The following is a 13,595-nucleotide window of genomic DNA, read 5'->3' on the forward strand; positions in this document are numbered from 1 at the left end:
ACTGGCCGAACTCTGCCTGACGACGATCCGCCGCCTGCGCTCCCTCAGGAGACGGTGGGCGACGCTCGAGAGGATCGGCAAATTCCACCGTTGAGCGCGCGTCCGTGCTTGGATGCTGGCTGCCGAGTGGTTGAGCCTCAGCGGTCGTGGCGCAGCGGCGCCATTTTGAATTTTCGCCAACACCTTCTTGAGACGGATGCCACGACTTGCTGACGGGTCCGCAACAGCAGCCGAATCCTGCTACTCTTAAGGAAAGAAACTCGTGCTTTGGCGAGCTGTGCCTAGGTTCCTAGATTGACTTACACAAAGCCCCAACCCGCACGCTCCCGCGAGCAGTCGTGAATTGGGATCGTGGCGTCCGAATGTCCAAAGCGTGCGCCTTTCGACGGAACTAGCCCTACAGATTGCGATGCTAGAGGCAAACTATGAGCACAGAGCCGTCCGAAGGACATGCGCCGAGTAAGAATGCTTTACTCCGTGCGCTTAAAAGCGACTCATTTATTGAGAATGCATTTTTGCTAGTTCTCACTGCCGCGCTTTCTGGAGCCGTGGTTCCTCTGATTATCAAGTCAGTTGATGTTGCGAGTGATCGGCACGCGGAGCTAGCACGTGCTCAAGCAAAGCTATTTGATGACGTCTCTGAGACCATCATGACCTGCGAAGCGCTTGCGCTCGACGTGAGTTGGTTCGGGACAGTGCAAGCGAAGAATGTTGAAATGCAAAAGAAAGCCTTCGACCGGTATACAGAGAGGACCGCCGACCTGATTGCACGTTGGCGAACTGAATCGGCGCGCGCACAAGCTTTAGCCTCGCCCGAAGTCGCCAAAAAACTTGACGCGTTTCAGTACCGCTTTTTCGTCGAACAGGATACGCCGATGAACGGACTATGGATCAAGTGCAATACTAGTTGTGATTGGAAAGACCAGCATGCGCAAAACGAAGCTATGCTTGCTCAGGCTAACCTGCTCATTCTTGAACTCGCGCATGAGTTGGGAATGGCGCGCGCTAGCCAATCGTCTTTTCCAAGTGCATCGAAAGAACGTTGAGAAACATAATCGCTTCTCGCTTGGCGGTTGGTTTTAGGAATTCGCCTCAAAGTTCAGGGGCGATTGCAGCAGTAGTCGTCCGGTGTTGAGAATCGTTGGATGCGAATGCCTCGCATTGGGATTTGCAGCCCTCGAAGTATTCGCCTCGCACGAAGGACTGTTCATATAAATAAGTGAAGCAGCCTGTCGAGTGACCGGGCGACCTCCGGTGCGAGAGTCTATGGCCGAACAAGGTCCGACGCCGAGACCGCCGAGGTAGCCGCCGTCGACGTTCTGTATCCGGCAGAAGTCGACCCGGAGGAGCCATTGCGTCCGCAAAACAGGAACGTCCGCTCACGCCATGACCGGCCATTCGGTAGCGCCGGACGACTGTCTCCTCGTGGCCGGGTCGTGCCTATTGACCGGACGATTGCTGTTCTTTCGTGTCACCAAGTCCCGCCAGGAACCGCTCAGCCAAATCGGATGTGTCTAGTCGCTCGATCCACCACTCCAATGCTCGCCCCACCTTGTCTTCGCGCCAGGCCAGGTAGCAATTTGTCAGTTCACGCACGCCGACAATGCGTCGGGCGACGAGTCTCCCCTCATGGATCGGCCCTTCCGCTACGCGCTCGGGCAGCATTCCGACGGCGATACCTTCGCACAACGCTTCAACCTTCGCGCCCAGTGTCGGCACGACAATCACCATCTGTCCATCGTGTTTGGCCACCGATTGAGGTTGCAGTTTGCGCGAAGTGTCGCTTATGACAACACCTCGGTATCTTGCGATCGTCTCGCTTCGCAACGGCTCGAGGATGCCTGCGAGTGGATGGTCCGGTGCAACGACGAACACGTGTCGGAGCGTGCCGATTGGTCGAGCTGCGATGTTGGCGGCATGCGGCGGCTCACCAAATGCACCCACGGCCAGATCGGCCCGTCGGGTAATCAGCGCATCCCAGACTCCCCCAAGCACCTCGGTGGAAAGGCGTAGTTGGGTAACCATCTCGAGATCGTAGAAGGCACGTACATACGGCCACAAAGATGCGGAAGGCAAGATTGCGTCGAGGCATATCCGCAGCTCCGATTCCCAGCCGTCCTGTATTCCCTTTGTTCTGATTTCCAGATCTCGAGCAGCGTGTAAAAGTTGCCGCCCTTCATCGACAAGGAAGCGACCGGCTTGCGTGAGTTTTGCTCGTCTGCCGCTGCGATCGAAAAGCTCGACGTTCATATCGCCTTCCAGCTTCTGCACGAGGTACGTGAGTGACGAAGGAACTCGATGCAACGACATTGCTGCTTCAGCGAATGTGCCAGTGCGGTCAATCGCGTCCAGGACCGCAAGAACTTCAAACGAAAGCTTTATCGCCACAGACGTTGCGTCCTCAGTTGTTGCTACCCGTTGATCGCCGTCAGCGCGAACATCGAGCAATTTTCAGCAGCGCTTGCGCTCGCATGGGGTCACGCAAGTGCTATCAGATGGAAGGAGCCGATGCTTTCGCACTAGTCCGCAGCAGGGAAGTCGAGCGTAGTGTCGTTGATACGGTTAAACAGATTGGTGAATGCAATGCTGGCTATGGCCATCGCGACATCGACGATTTGTGCATCGGTGACACCGGCCTGTTTGACCTCCGTTATCACATCGGTTTGAACTGTGCCGCTCGTTGTGATTAGATGCAGCACAAACTTGGCCAACGCATCATCGTGCGCGTCGCCCGACGGCCGGGCCTGACGCAACGCCAGAATGGCCTCACGGTCAAGGCCCATTTTTTTGCTCAACAGCGTGTGTGCGGCGAGGCAATAGCCGCAGCCGGTTGTCTGGCTGACGACCAGTTTAACGACTTCGATGTCCCGTGCGCTCAAGTTGCTCTTTTTGAGCGATGCCTCAAGACTCAGTACTGCCTCCAGCGCGACCGGGCTATTGGCGCCGAGTCCAATGTATGAATTCGGGACCTTGCCGAGAGCCGCTTTGACACCTTTAAACAATTCGGCCGTGTGGCCGGTGGCTTCAGACACTGAGATAGTATGGAAGCGAGGCATGATGTATTCCTTTGGGGCGGTGAAAAATAGGCGAATAGCGGGCGCCATGGCGCGTGAAGCTTAGTAAACCTGATCAGTCATCCGCTGTGAGCGGTGCGCTTTGATCGAGCAATAGGGGACGAGCGAGCAGAAATGCGCCGACAAGCGCCGCGCTACCCAGTGTGACAGCGAGCACGAAACGCCAATCAGGGTGCAGCATGATCTGTGGCAAAAGACCCACCGTCAGGGCGGGCGGAAAGTGGAGTCGCAGTGCACGCAACGTCACGATTCCGACCAGCAACGAAACGACGACGGACAACGGGCCGGCGCCGAACCACAAAAGCGCGGCGAGCCCCACAGCGGCGGTGATCGTGCAGACAAGGGGCAAAGTGAGGGGCCGCTTCGCCCATGGACGGATGTTAGCGTTGGTGAAGATCTCGAATGCGGTCATAACAAGTGGGGGAAACAGGATCAGCCGCAGACCGGTGACGCGGGCTAGTCCGTACGCCACGAGAACAAACCCGAAGAAAATGAAAATGGGTAGCCACATCCTGAGCCAGGGCGCACGCTCAATTTCATCGGCTTGGGCCACGGCATCGTGCGCGGGCGCCTGACCAACATCGCCCGAAGCCAATATACGGCCATAGATCGTGGAGACGAGGGCCAGAATCGCCATCACGGCAGCGATGGAGATTGGATACCACCAGCTCGTGATACCGAACACGAGAGGCAGAAAGGCTGCGGAAATGGCTGGCATGATGGGCGAACGCATCAAACCGATGATCAGTATCGCGCCGGCAATGGTCATCGCCACCGACCATAGGCTGTACACCATCGCTTGCGTGAGCGCGGTGCCCAGTGCCGCGGTCACAGAGGGCGTGATCGCCAGCATGACCGGCGAGCGTGCCCACTCTCCCGTGGGGCGCGTGAATACGTCATAGCTCAACGCGGCCAGTTCGGGAAAAAGAACGTAGAACGCGCCAGTCAACAGCGCCGCCTTCGCGACAACAGCGAGAAGGACAACCGAAAGCACTGGCCCAAGGATCAATGCGTCGGTGAACGTGCCACGTCGGTCGCGGCGCATGGAAATGCTCATCAGAAATAAACCCTACCGGTTGGCATAGTCCGATGATAGGGATTTCGGATTTGTGCGAATATTCCCCGTATCTGCAACCCTACCTTGCGTTAATGCACCGATGTTCGATTGGGAAAACATTCGATATTTCTTGGCTATCGCTCGCATCGGGACGCTGTCGGGCGCCGCCCGAAGCCTCAAGGTTGATCACGCGACGGTGAGTCGGCGTTTGAGCGCACTGGAGAGCGAAATCAAGACCTGCTTGATCGAGCGCCAGCCCAGGACTTGCAGGCTCACGCCAATCGGCCAGCGCGTGTTCGAATTGGCGCAGGAAATGGAAGAAGGCGCGTACGCTGTCGAACGACTCCTGGACGCCAGCCGTTCGCCGCTGAGCGGCAAGGTCACGCTCAGCGCACCGCCCGTCCTCGTGGCGAATTTTCTGGTTAAGCATCTAGCAGACTTTCGTCGTGCAAATCCAGGCGTACAACTGTCCGTTTCGTGCGAAGCACGGCAGGTCTCCCTAAGCCGAAGGGAGGCAGATGTTGTCCTGAGACTGACTCGGCCTGAGGAACTCACGAGCGTCGCGCGGAAGCTGGGGCGCGTGTCGTTCGGTCTGTACGCGAGCAAGGACTATCCTCATCTGCACGATCCGTCCGCCTGGGAGTTCATCGCCTATGACGCTGGCTTCGTGGGCGTGCCACAGCAGAAGTGGTTGACGAGCGTTGCAGGGAAAAGGCCCATTGCCTGCGAAATCAGCGATATCAATGGCCATCTGGTAGCGGCGCGGGCAGGCGCGGGCGTGGCGGGTCTCCCTGACTTCCTGGCAGATACCGATGCGAAGCTGCAGCGCCTCACGTACGGTGGCGAAGCGTTTTCGCGAGATATCTGGATGGCTGTTCATCGAGACCTGCGCCGTTCGCCGCAAATACGGGCAGTCATGGACTTCCTGGTGAAGATCGTAGCCGAAAATCCCGCCTTGGCGGACCATCGACCCTAAGCGGACGTTCGTTGCATTGACGCGAACGTCCCTTGTTGGCCGGGTGCTGTCCGGTACAAATTGCATATCCCGTGGTTCGCGCCCAGACGGCGGCGATCGGCAGTACGCGTCGTCAAACTGCCGCAGCAATGACGCGCTTAGGCGCGCCGCATGAAGGCCCCCTCACGGGTTCAACAGTGAGGAGCGTGCAGGATTGCGTGAGTCAAGTGCAGAGGAAAACTGATTGGGCGCTTCGTGCGCTGTCGCCGTGGTTGCCGACGGGCTCTGTGAACGTGCAGCGACGACGATGGATGCACCCGCGACGGCCCAACATCCAGCGTGATTTTCACTTGCTGGAACGGCCACGGGAATTGGCTACCGCCTGACCCGCGTCATGAAGTTAGCCCTTGTCCCGGGTTTCGATCAGTACCGCACAGGGCGACCGTTCGATGACTTCTCCGCTGGTCGAAGGGTTGGCCCAGCGGCGTAGCCGTGACAAATGGTGATGTCCCATCACAATGACCTCCGCAGTCAGCAGTCGGGCTTGTTCGATGACGACGTCGGCCGGACGATCTCCCGCGCACAGGTGCTGTTCCACCGTGAGATGCCGGTCGGCAAGCTGTGCGCCTGCGGCAGTCAGGACGGATTGTGCGAAAGATGTCTGCGCGTATGCGGGCGGATAGGTCACGCCATCGGGCGCGACACCGCTTTTGCTACCGGGAGGCAACAAATACGATGGGTCGACAACGCACAGAAGGTGTACGGTTGCGGTACCTGGCGCCGCGACGCGGCTGACCAGGTCGATGACGTGGACACTCTGGGGCGAGCCGTCCAGCGGAACGAGGAGGATATTGAACATGGCCGGAGATAAAGTCAGAAATGGTGATGCGACACGTGTCGCCGTCAGCCGCGCGCATAGCCTATCTAACGGTAGTCGAAAAGCCTCAAACTTCAAATGGGTAAGTGACGATTAAGCGAATACGTACCTCGACGCCCAGCGTCGGCCCCCTCCGAATTCGAAGGGCCTGGCTCGCATATGAAGCGGTCGTTCGAGATGACTTGGCGGATGACTCTTGATGGCCGGCTGCTGCCTGATGCAGCTGGCTCTAGTGCATCAGATGCGGCCCTTCACTGTTGTCGCTTGAATATCGCTTGCCGGAAGCGTTGTGCGTGCTCAATGGCTCGACTTCGCCGTTGTAGACGTGTCGGTTGTTTGTAGCCCATGTCGTCGGAGGACAATGGAAACCACAAACCACATCTGATTATTTACCTGCTGCGATAGCGTTGCCATGTACCTGGCCGTACCGCCATCTCGCATCGCAACAGCCCACCTTTGCATGACGGGATCTTGCAGCATCGTTATCAGACGCCTGAGGTCATCATCCGAGAACTTCGCGCTTTCTATGAAGTGTCTCGTTAGAAGAGCTTGCTCTCCGTATCCCGGCTGTATTTTGTCTGAGATAACCTCATCGACGTCAGCACGGACGGATTTCCAGGTGTCGTCCGAAACCTTGGAATTGAATTTTTGCGAGGCATCAACCAGGTAGCCGGCCATTGTCTTTTCCATGGCGGCTGGATCTCCATGCTCGGTCAACGCAACGACTCTATCGATCAAGGCTTCGGTAGCTACGTTAGTTTGTACGGACGCGTCTGCCGATCCGCTGACAAGGACGAGGAGCAGTGAGGCCATAACTTCCCGTACTCGCCGGGAGACGAAATTATGTTGCATCATCTTCTTCAATTGCCGACTGGTAAATTCCCGCGTATCTCCCTAAGGGGGCCGGTGAGACGAGGCAAGATAACCGAAAGACCCGAGATCCAGCAACATCTGCGTCTTGTCCCCCGCTCCGAGCCATCCTTCGCCGGGATAGCGACAAACCCGTCCGAGCTCCTTCGATTCAGCTTAGCCGACGCTTTGCTCAGGCAGGTAGTAATAACTGCTGGGTATGCGACGCTTCATCCGGCCAAACAAGTGGATCCCGTCACATTTGTTACTCCCGCCGTGCCTCGTCTGCGGACGCGTTCGTTCGAGACGGCGAGCAGGTGTTCCGCACGTACTTCATCAACGGCCGCGGCGACGAGGCGATGGGCACGGTCTGGAGTTATCTCGACATGACGGCGTTGGGGCGTCAGGAGATTTGGGAGGACTCGCCCGCAGGCTATCCGCAGAGTCGACCGTACAAATGGTGGAACTGGCACGACAGTTACGTCCCCAACGCTGCGCCCGACCCGAAGTGGGTCGAGGTGTCCGATGCCGGAGAAGCTGCCTTTCGGAAGAGCGATGGTTAACGTCCAAGAAGTTGTCGATCGGCGGCAACCTCAAACCTTTGCGTCCGTCTTCGGCTTAACGAAGCACCTTGTCCAACGTGATCGGAAGATCACGAATTCGCTTTCCGGTGGCATTGAAGACGGCATTCGCGACAGCCGCGCCCACCCCCGTAATGCCGATCTCGCCAACGCCGCGCGCGCCCATCGGCGTGTGAGGATCAGCTTCGTCATTCCAGATGATATCGATCTCCGGCACGTCGAGGTGAACTGGCACGTGGTAGTCAGCGAGTGATGGATTCATGACGCGCCCCGTTCTTTCATCAAACTGGGTTTCCTCCATCAGCGCAAGGCCGAGGCCCATGATGATCCCGCCACGAAACTGGCTAGCGGCAGTTTTGGCGTTGATAATCCGACCGCAGTCGAACGAGCCAAGGAAGCGGCTCACGCGAATCTCGCCGGTGACCGCATCGACCCGCACCTCACAGAAGAGGGCACTGTGGCTGTGCATGGACCAGTGTTGTAACTCAAACGGCATCGGCGCCTCGGCCTCGACAGTAACTTCTGTCCGCCTGGCGCGGGCGAGAAGAGCCGTGTAGCTCTCGAACCTTCGCTCATCCTCTAGCGCACAAAGACCGCCGTCACGCCCGCCCACCTCGTCCGATAACAGGCCAGAAAGCGGCGAAGTGTTGCCGGCGAACTGGAGCAACTGTCTGACGAGCTTGTGATGGGCCGCAATCACGGCAGCGCCGATGGCGGCCGTCTGCTGCGAACCGCCCGCCAGCACTAAGCCCGGCAACCTTGAATCGGCGTATTCGAAGTCGATGTCGTCCATGGTCAATCCGAGGCGTTCGGCGACAATCTGGGTCTGAGCAGTCGATGTGCCCATGCCCATTTCATGCGCGGCGATGCTGACCGTAGCGCGTCCTTTGTTGGTGAGCGTGATTCGTGCCGCACCGCCTGGCATCCGATAATAGGGATAGGTGCCCGTGGCGCAGCCCATGCCGACCAGCCAGTCGCCATCTCGCCGTGCGCCGGGTGCTCCACGCGCAGCCCAACCGAATCGCTCGCGACCGACCTTCCAGGCCTCAACGATGCCACGCTGCGAGAACGGCAACCCCGTAGTCGGGTCTTTTTCTGGCTCATTTGCAATCCGCAATTCAATCGGGTCCATGCCCATCGCGTGGGCGAGTTCATCGATGCCGGACTCCAGTCCAAAGGTGCCGACTGCTTCGCCTGGCGCGCGCATGAAGGTATTGGCCGTCATATTCATTTTGACGGTCTCGACGTCGAGCAGGAAGCTCCTGGAAGCGTAGGCGCTTTTCGCCGGCAGAATGAACGGCTCCGGCATGTTGTTGTGTGGCGTCATCGCGACCGTGCCCGTGTGAATCAGGGCGTCGAGGGTGCCGTCGGCCTGAGCGCCCAGCGCCACGCGCTGTTCGGTGAGTGTCCGGCCGCCGACGAGACGGAACACGCCTTCCCGCGATAGCATGATCCTCACGGGGCGCCCTGCCAGCTTCGCCGCCGCGGCTGCCAGCACCTGATGTTGCCAAACCGTCTTTGAGCCAAAACCGCCGCCGACATAGGGCGAAGTGACGTGCACTTTTTTCTCGTCGATGCCGAACACGTGAGCGATGGTCCATGCTTCGTGGGCTACCGCCTGCACGGTGTCATGGATTCGCAGCGTGTCTCCATCCCAGGCTAGCGTCGCCGCGTGCAGCTCGATAGGATTGTGGTTGTGGCGAGGAGTCGTGTAGCGCACGTCGATCTTGTGGGGCGCTGCAGCCAGCATGGCCTCGGCATCGTTGATCTCGAGCTTCAGCGGCTCACCCTGGAAGACGCCTGGCTCCGAACCTCTGGCCTTGGCCGCATCGAGGGACGTTACTCCATCGCTTTGCGTCACATAGGTGACGTGGATCAGGGATTGGGCGTGGTCCGCCTGCTCCTGGGTTTCGGCCAACACCAGTGCGATCGGCTGGCCATTCCAGTGAACCTGGTCGTCCTGCATCACCGGCAGGTCATCGCCGCCCGCGGCTTTGGGCTGAGTCATAAACGCCGGCATGGGTTTGAGGCGTGGCGCGTTCCGGTAGGTCATCACCAGGACGACGCCTGGCGAAGCCTCGGCGGCGGCAGTACTCATGTCGACTATGCGCCCACGAGGGATGGACGAATATTTGAGCGCCGCGTAGGTCATGCCCTCCATCGGGAACTCCGCAGCAAAGGTCGCCTGACCGGAAACCTTCAATGGTCCGTCGATCCGGCTCACCGACGCACCGATCAAGCCGTGCCGGTGGCGGATCAGCGGATCGGGTTCGCCGCCGGGGATAAAGCTGTCAGGGGCGAGAGCAATGGCCTTTTTCATCATCGCCTGTATGGCGTCTTTGAGGATAGGCATCAGCGGATCTCCTGTAGAGCAGTCAACTTGACCAGTGTGTCGGTGATCACGCGCTGACCCAGTTCGATCTTGAATGCGTTGTCGCGAAGACCTCGGGCGGAAGCGAACTCCGCCTGCGCTGCCGCGCGGAACGCTGCCTCGGTCGCCGGACCGCCCTTCAGAGCCGCCTCGGCCGCATTGGCGCGCCACGGCTTGTGGGCGACACCGCCCAGCGCAATCCGCACCTCGCTGACGAGGCCGCCCCGCACGTCCAGAACTGCTGCCATCGAGATCAGAGCGAAGGCATAGGAGGCCCGGTCGCGCACCTTGCGGTAGATGGAACGGCCCCCCAGAGCAGGTGGCAGCGTCACCGCGGTGATGAGCTCGCCCTCTTCCAGCACCGTTTCGATCTGTGGTGTTTCGCCGGGCAGCACGTGGAAATCGACCACCGGAATATCGCGTGCGCCATTACGCCCCTCCACCGTTACCGACGCGTCCAGGGCGGCCAGCGCCACGGCCATGTCCGAGGGATGGGTGGCGACGCAGGCCGTGGAGGCGCCAAGGATTGCGTGCATGCGGTTAAAGCCCTCTATGGCGTCGCAGCCCGTACCCGGCGCGCGTTTATTGCAATGCGCAGCCTCGTCATAGAAGTAGCCGCAGCGAGTGCGCTGCAGAAGGTTGCCGCCGACTGTCGCCATGTTGCGAATCTGGGCCGAAGCACCTGCCAGGATAGCTTCGGACAACATCGGGTAGCACTCGCGCACGCGCCGGTCAGCCGCCACGGCGGTGTTCCTGACTCCGGAGCCGATCCGCAGCCCACCATCGCCGGTTTCCTCGATTGCGCACGAGAGGCCCGTGACGTCGATCAGCACCGTCGGCTGCTCGATGGTCTCGCGCATCAGGTCAACGAGGTTAGTGCCTCCGCCCAGGTATTTGGCACCGGATCGGGTGCCAAGTGTCAGCGCCGTCTGCGGGTCAGACGGGCGTTCATAGGTAAACGGGTTCATCAGGCGGCCTCGCGATGGCTGGGCTCGGTCGTGGCCGTACCGAAGGTATCCCGGATCGCGTCGACGATGCCGTTGTAGGCGCCGCAGCGGCACAGGTTGCCGCTCATCCGTTCGCGTAACTCAGCGTTCGTAAGTGCAAAGCTCTCTGCGGCGACGTCCTCGCTGACATAGCTTGGCACGCCGCACTTCAGCTCCTGGACCATGCCAATAGCCGAGCAGATCTGGCCGGGCGTGCAGTAGCCGCACTGGAATCCGTCATGCTCGACGAAGGCAGCCTGCAATGGGTGAAGCTGACCCGGTTCGCCCAGTCCTTCGATGGTGGTGATCTCGCAATCCTGATACTGCACGGCCAACGCGAGGCAACTGTTGATGCGCGTTCCGTTCACCAGCACGGTGCACGCGCCGCATGCGCCCTGGTTACAGCCCTTTTTGGCGCCGAAGAGATGACGTTGCTCACGGAGCAGATCGAGCAGCGAGGTCCTGGGATCGAAGTCCAGCTCGGCCTCGTTGCCGTTGATGACGAAATGCATGATTGCACTCCTATAAAATTCTGGCTGACGCCGTGAAGTTAGTGTCCGCCGGCTGTCACTCCAGGACGCCGCCGTCTTCGCCGCAGATCGTCTGCATAATCGCGCTTGATCTACCGCACGGGCTTCTTGACGACTTCAAGATGCGCGCCACGCTGTCAGCAAGTCGACCGTAGAACCTGTCGGCTTAAGCGCATCAGTGTCAGCCTGTGGACAGAGCAATTCCCGGGCCTTCGCGCCGGCACGACCGGGGCGCGCAACTTCCCGTCCCGGCCGACGCTGACCGCCATGTCTCAATGGTTGCATCAGCCCCTCGGGCATGACGAATATCGTCGAGCGTTTGAGCGTGAATCACGTATAAAAAGCAGGAGTGGAGGCCCGTCGTTACGTAGCGTCGCCGAGTGCGCCGACGGCTTTCAGCGCGCGAAAAGAGCGCGCGCAGCAGCGCCACCGCCGTTTCGGCTTCGACGTTGGCCTGAACGGCCTGATTGTTGCTGCTGGCTAGCGCGCGTTGCCAGAACTGCACCAACGGCGACCGACAGTGCTGGCCCAAGGAGAGTGAACGATGCTCGAATTCATTCACAGAATGACCACGAACGTACTCGAAATCGCTTACGCCGACGCCGGCCCCCCGTATTGGCGTGCCCACGTTGATGCTGCAAGGAGGCGCGGATCAGTGCGACGAGCCGGCGGAGTCAGAAGGCATGGACAGACATTTCACCGGCGGCTATCGCCGGACCGTGATCGAAGGCGCCGGCCATTTTCCGCTGCGCGAAGCTCCGGACGCGGTGGCCGATGCGCTGATCGAACATCTCGTTACGGCAGGTTGAAGAAGTTCGTTGGCCTGCCTGAAAAGAAGAAGCGACATGAACACACCACCACCGAAAATTCTGGCATTTGCCGCGATCGGCCCCATCGCCGGACTGGTGCTTACCGAGCTTGTCCGCCGCAGTGCGGGACATCCGCGCGTTTGTACGTCGCGAGGACCAGCGAGAGCCGACATTGCGGCGCGGAGCGTCGGAAGTTGCGATAGGTGATTTTCACGACCCGCCCAAGCACGGCAAATGCATTAAACGGCATCAATGCCGTCTTCTACATCGCGCCCGTCGACCTTCCGGACCAGGGAACAACTGGACAACGGCTGGTTGCGCAGGCTGCAGTCCGACGACGAACTTCCGTAGTCGAGCCGTTGCTGCCCGTCAATGCGTCTTTCGGATTGTCCCATCCTCGGCGCAGAGCGGCCGATAACATCGGCTCGCGTCGTCTTTCAAAAGATCGAGTTGAGACGCCGTTTGCGGCTTGCAATGCCGCCTCGCTAGAATTGGCGACCACACATTATTTTAACGACCGAAAAGATAGATGCCTGCCAACGAAAGCAGAATAGTTGCCGCCGTCGCGGCAGCGGCCGATGAGGGCAACGCGATGGAAGGCCCGTCGAGACACAGAGCGTGTCGTTCGCCGGCCACGTGTATCCTGACGATAATAGGCGGCGCCTCTGTGTAGGTCACCACCTTCTTTGTACGCTCGAGTCCACCGTTTCTAATAGCTCCAATGAGAAAAAGCAATTCCATCAAGAACACTGCCAAACGCGAAGTCGCAAATCCGCCCGAGCAGTTGCTGGCTGATGTCGCATTCGCGCAGATCGAAGAAATGATCATCACGCGTCGCCTGCCACCTGGCTCCATGATCTCCGAGGTGCAGCTTGCAGCTGAGTTGGAAATGGGGCGGACACCGGTCCGCGAGGCTCTCCAGCGGCTACGCCAGGTCGGATTCGTTGAAATGCTACCGCGTCGCGGTACGCTGGTTGCTGGCGTCGACATTCGCCAGCAACTCGAACTGCTGGAGGTAAGACGTCCGCTAGAGGAACTCGTCGTCCGCATGGCCGCGCTACGTGCGACGCAGGAGGAGCGAAGCAACCTCCGAAAGCTCGCCAAGGTGATGGCCGCGGCAGCCGAACGCGGAAATATGGAGGACTGGATTCGCGCCGGTGGGGTGATTCACGAGGCAGAAGTCCGCGCGACTCACAACAGCATGTTGATCACCAGCATGCAGCCAATTCACGCTCAGTCGCGAAGATTCTGGTACCTGCACATCGGGCAAAATCGCGCGTATGTGGAGGGCGCGCAGCTGCACGCAAAAGTACTGAACGCCATCGCACAGGGCGATGGCGATCAGGCGGCGGCCGCCGCCAACGGGTTGATGCAGTTCATCGAGCGGTTTACCCGCTCCGCGCTCGATACTTTCTAGCGGTTACGTTATGAGGCGGGATGCGGTTCTCGAACCGCATCTGTGCATCTAATACGGCCCAGACAGCACCGCGAACTTCAACGGTCCTC

The 13,595-nt window shown here is 59.6% G+C and carries 11 protein-coding genes and 2 pseudogenes; 5 read left to right on the top strand and 8 right to left on the bottom strand.

Annotated elements, in window-relative coordinates; translation table 11 throughout:
- The first annotated feature begins 425 nt into the window (after positions 1 to 425).
- On the top strand, positions 426 to 1,046 hold the full coding sequence (locus PQR32_RS37235) for a hypothetical protein (protein WP_408239461.1): 621 nt from the start codon (positions 426 to 428) through the stop codon (positions 1,044 to 1,046).
- Between the two features lie 394 nt (positions 1,047 to 1,440).
- Here PQR32_RS37235 and PQR32_RS37240 read toward each other — a convergent pair whose 3' ends face one another.
- The 3 genes from PQR32_RS37240 to PQR32_RS37250 all read right to left on the bottom strand — a co-directional run bounded on the left by PQR32_RS37240 (position 1,441) and on the right by PQR32_RS37250 (position 4,131).
- A complete protein-coding gene (locus PQR32_RS37240; RefSeq protein ID WP_408239569.1) occupies positions 1,441 to 2,382 on the bottom strand; it encodes a LysR family transcriptional regulator in 942 nt (313 codons plus the stop codon).
- A gap of 137 nt (positions 2,383 to 2,519) precedes the next feature.
- The gene (locus PQR32_RS37245) at positions 2,520 to 3,056 is read right to left on the bottom strand and encodes a carboxymuconolactone decarboxylase family protein (protein ID WP_408239463.1); all 537 of its coding nucleotides are present in this window, start codon (positions 3,054 to 3,056) and stop codon (positions 2,520 to 2,522) included.
- Positions 3,057 to 3,129: 73 nt separating this feature from the next.
- The gene (locus PQR32_RS37250; RefSeq protein ID WP_408239466.1) at positions 3,130 to 4,131 is read right to left on the bottom strand and encodes an HPP family protein; all 1,002 of its coding nucleotides are present in this window, start codon (positions 4,129 to 4,131) and stop codon (positions 3,130 to 3,132) included.
- 100 nt (positions 4,132 to 4,231) lie between these two features.
- On the opposite strand from PQR32_RS37250, the gene PQR32_RS37255 reads away from it, so the two are divergent.
- Positions 4,232 to 5,107 (top strand): LysR family transcriptional regulator, encoded by an 876-nt coding sequence (locus tag PQR32_RS37255; RefSeq protein WP_408178681.1) that lies wholly within the window; start codon positions 4,232 to 4,234, stop codon positions 5,105 to 5,107.
- 379 nt (positions 5,108 to 5,486) lie between these two features.
- On the opposite strand, the gene PQR32_RS37260 is transcribed toward PQR32_RS37255, so the two are convergent.
- A complete protein-coding gene (locus PQR32_RS37260; RefSeq protein WP_408239468.1) occupies positions 5,487 to 5,945 on the bottom strand; it encodes a universal stress protein in 459 nt (152 codons plus the stop codon).
- Between the two features lie 315 nt (positions 5,946 to 6,260).
- Positions 6,261 to 6,827 carry a hypothetical protein gene (locus PQR32_RS37265; protein ID WP_408239471.1) on the bottom strand — a complete coding sequence of 189 codons (567 nt, stop codon included), beginning with the start codon at positions 6,825 to 6,827 and terminating at the stop codon, positions 6,261 to 6,263.
- Positions 6,828 to 6,970: 143 nt separating this feature from the next.
- On the opposite strand from PQR32_RS37265, the pseudogene PQR32_RS37270 reads away from it, so the two are divergent.
- Positions 6,971 to 7,375, top strand: a pseudogene (locus tag PQR32_RS37270) (DUF899 family protein); the annotation flags it as partial.
- Positions 7,376 to 7,430: 55 nt separating this feature from the next.
- Here PQR32_RS37270 and PQR32_RS37275 read toward each other — a convergent pair.
- Genes PQR32_RS37275 through PQR32_RS37285 form a run of 3 tightly spaced genes read right to left on the bottom strand, consistent with a single transcriptional unit; the run spans position 7,431 to position 11,262 of the window.
- On the bottom strand, positions 7,431 to 9,746 hold the full coding sequence (locus tag PQR32_RS37275; RefSeq protein WP_408239474.1) for a xanthine dehydrogenase family protein molybdopterin-binding subunit: 2,316 nt from the start codon (positions 9,744 to 9,746) through the stop codon (positions 7,431 to 7,433).
- The gene (locus tag PQR32_RS37280) at positions 9,746 to 10,732 is read right to left on the bottom strand and encodes an FAD binding domain-containing protein (protein ID WP_408239477.1); all 987 of its coding nucleotides are present in this window, start codon (positions 10,730 to 10,732) and stop codon (positions 9,746 to 9,748) included. The genes PQR32_RS37275 and PQR32_RS37280 overlap by 1 nt, the downstream gene beginning before the upstream one ends.
- Positions 10,732 to 11,262 carry a 2Fe-2S iron-sulfur cluster-binding protein gene (locus tag PQR32_RS37285; protein WP_408239480.1) on the bottom strand — a complete coding sequence of 177 codons (531 nt, stop codon included), beginning with the start codon at positions 11,260 to 11,262 and terminating at the stop codon, positions 10,732 to 10,734. The genes PQR32_RS37280 and PQR32_RS37285 overlap by 1 nt, the downstream gene beginning before the upstream one ends.
- Positions 11,263 to 11,879: 617 nt before the next feature.
- Between PQR32_RS37285 and PQR32_RS37290 the strand changes: the two are divergent.
- Positions 11,880 to 12,089: pseudogene (locus PQR32_RS37290) on the top strand (alpha/beta fold hydrolase); the annotation flags it as partial.
- 721 nt (positions 12,090 to 12,810) lie between these two features.
- The gene (locus PQR32_RS37295) at positions 12,811 to 13,506 is read left to right on the top strand and encodes a GntR family transcriptional regulator (RefSeq protein WP_408239483.1); all 696 of its coding nucleotides are present in this window, start codon (positions 12,811 to 12,813) and stop codon (positions 13,504 to 13,506) included.
- Positions 13,507 to 13,595: the final 89 nt, after the last annotated feature.

Source organism: Paraburkholderia dipogonis, from assembly GCF_046027395.1.
GTDB lineage: Bacteria > Pseudomonadota > Gammaproteobacteria > Burkholderiales > Burkholderiaceae > Paraburkholderia > Paraburkholderia dipogonis_A.

Excerpts from the sequence above, each read along its gene's own strand:
- PQR32_RS37235 (WP_408239461.1), top strand. The coding sequence starts at position 426 with ATGAGCACAGAGCCGTCCGAAGGACATGCGCCGAGTAAGAATGCTTTA.
- PQR32_RS37245 (WP_408239463.1), bottom strand. The coding sequence starts at position 3,056 with ATGCCTCGCTTCCATACTATCTCAGTGTCTGAAGCCACCGGCCACACG.
- PQR32_RS37250 (WP_408239466.1), bottom strand. The coding sequence starts at position 4,131 with ATGAGCATTTCCATGCGCCGCGACCGACGTGGCACGTTCACCGACGCA.
- PQR32_RS37255 (WP_408178681.1), top strand. The coding sequence starts at position 4,232 with ATGTTCGATTGGGAAAACATTCGATATTTCTTGGCTATCGCTCGCATC.
- PQR32_RS37260 (WP_408239468.1), bottom strand. The coding sequence starts at position 5,945 with ATGTTCAATATCCTCCTCGTTCCGCTGGACGGCTCGCCCCAGAGTGTC.
- PQR32_RS37275 (WP_408239474.1), bottom strand. The coding sequence starts at position 9,746 with ATGCCTATCCTCAAAGACGCCATACAGGCGATGATGAAAAAGGCCATT.
- PQR32_RS37280 (WP_408239477.1), bottom strand. The coding sequence starts at position 10,732 with ATGAACCCGTTTACCTATGAACGCCCGTCTGACCCGCAGACGGCGCTG.
- PQR32_RS37285 (WP_408239480.1), bottom strand. The coding sequence starts at position 11,262 with ATGCATTTCGTCATCAACGGCAACGAGGCCGAGCTGGACTTCGATCCC.
- PQR32_RS37295 (WP_408239483.1), top strand. The coding sequence starts at position 12,811 with ATGAGAAAAAGCAATTCCATCAAGAACACTGCCAAACGCGAAGTCGCA.